Source organism: Neobacillus sp. C211 (assembly GCF_051842875.1).
GTDB lineage: Bacteria > Bacillota > Bacilli > Bacillales > Cytobacillaceae > Neobacillus.
This window is the reverse complement of sequence record NZ_JBPXRO010000093.1, coordinates 1-1,242: the sequence shown is the minus strand read 5'-3', so window position 1 is coordinate 1,242 and position 1,242 is coordinate 1. Positions and strand designations below refer to the sequence as shown.

Below are 1,242 nucleotides of genomic sequence, written 5' to 3'. Positions count from 1 at the left end.
CATTCTTATTAAATAAACAATAACATGAATGTAGACTTTTTTTCATACTATATTTTGGGGGTGGAAAAATGCCAAGAGTAAATTACCGAAGCTCAGACGTTGACGTAATGGCAAGGATGATGAGAGCAGAAGCCGAAGGTGAAGGAAAACAGGGAATGTTATATGTTGGAAATGTAATTGTGAATCGTCTTGCAGCAAATTGTTTAGATTTTAAAGGTTTAAGAACAGTTCCCCAAGTTGTTTTTCAAGTACAAGGAGGAAATTTTTCCTTTGAAGCCGTTCAAAAAGGGAATGTATTTTATCAAAGATCAAGAACTGCTGAAAGAAGATTAGCAAAACAGAATTTGGATTATTGGAGAGACCACCCAGCGAAATATGCCCTTTGGTATTTTAATCCACATGCTCCATGCCCTCCAACATGGTACGATCAACCTCAATCCGGTCAATTTAAACAACATTGTTTTTATGAACCAAAAGCTGGAACATGTGATAGTGTTTATAGCGGTTAAGCTTACTCTATGAGTAAGCTTTTTATATATTTAGAATATTTACACAAAATAAAGTAAAACTTTTAGTAATAGTTTTTATCCAAGAAAGCAAGATTGTGAAATATTGTACTTAAGCTAACGGGTGCGATAGTTGAACAAGACCACCCAAAGACTAAAACAAAGGTTACTTTTGTAGTGGATTTCAAAAAACGGGTATATTTCCAATAGTTTAAAAAAATCTTAATAAATATTTTACCCAATAAAAAAAGAGCCAACTAGCTCTTGCTTTAGTTCGTATCAGCCCCACCTACGCTAAATACTATGATGGCCACACTTACCATCCAACCCAGTATAATTATACATTAAAGCGTATACATATACAATGTATATACATATACTAATATATTCCATTTTAAGTTCCAGTTTTGTTCAATAAGTCCTGGATGATTGCTGAGTTTATTCACAGATCATCTACAGACAAGGATGCAAAAATAATATAATTTTAGATAAAAACTTTTAGGATGTGTTAATTGTGAAAAGTATTCCTGTAATTTTTGAAGGCAAAGAATATATTATGCTTATTCAGTACGCATCTGGCTACTGTGAAATTATGAAACAGGGAGAACCCAATCATAAAATCGTCTAAGGGACGGTCATTTTTTTGTTATTGTGCTAACGTGGCAGGTTACCTTAAGAATGATTATAATTGAATAAAGAACTTAACTCAGAGGTGTTGCTGTTTCTTAATTAAGGG

Annotated in this window: 1 protein-coding gene; it reads left to right on the top strand. The window is 33.0% G+C overall.

Annotated elements, in window-relative coordinates; genetic code table 11:
* The first annotated feature begins 68 nt into the window (after window positions 1-68).
* Window positions 69-509 carry a cell wall hydrolase gene (locus tag ACSU6B_RS29145; protein ID WP_215007265.1) on the top strand — a complete coding sequence of 147 codons (441 nt, stop codon included), beginning with the start codon at window positions 69-71 and terminating at the stop codon, window positions 507-509.
* Window positions 510-1,242: the final 733 nt, after the last annotated feature.

Bases quoted from the DNA above. Each gene is read 5' to 3' on its own strand.
- ACSU6B_RS29145 (WP_215007265.1), top strand. From the start codon at position 69: ATGCCAAGAGTAAATTACCGAAGCTCAGACGTTGACGTAATGGCAAGG.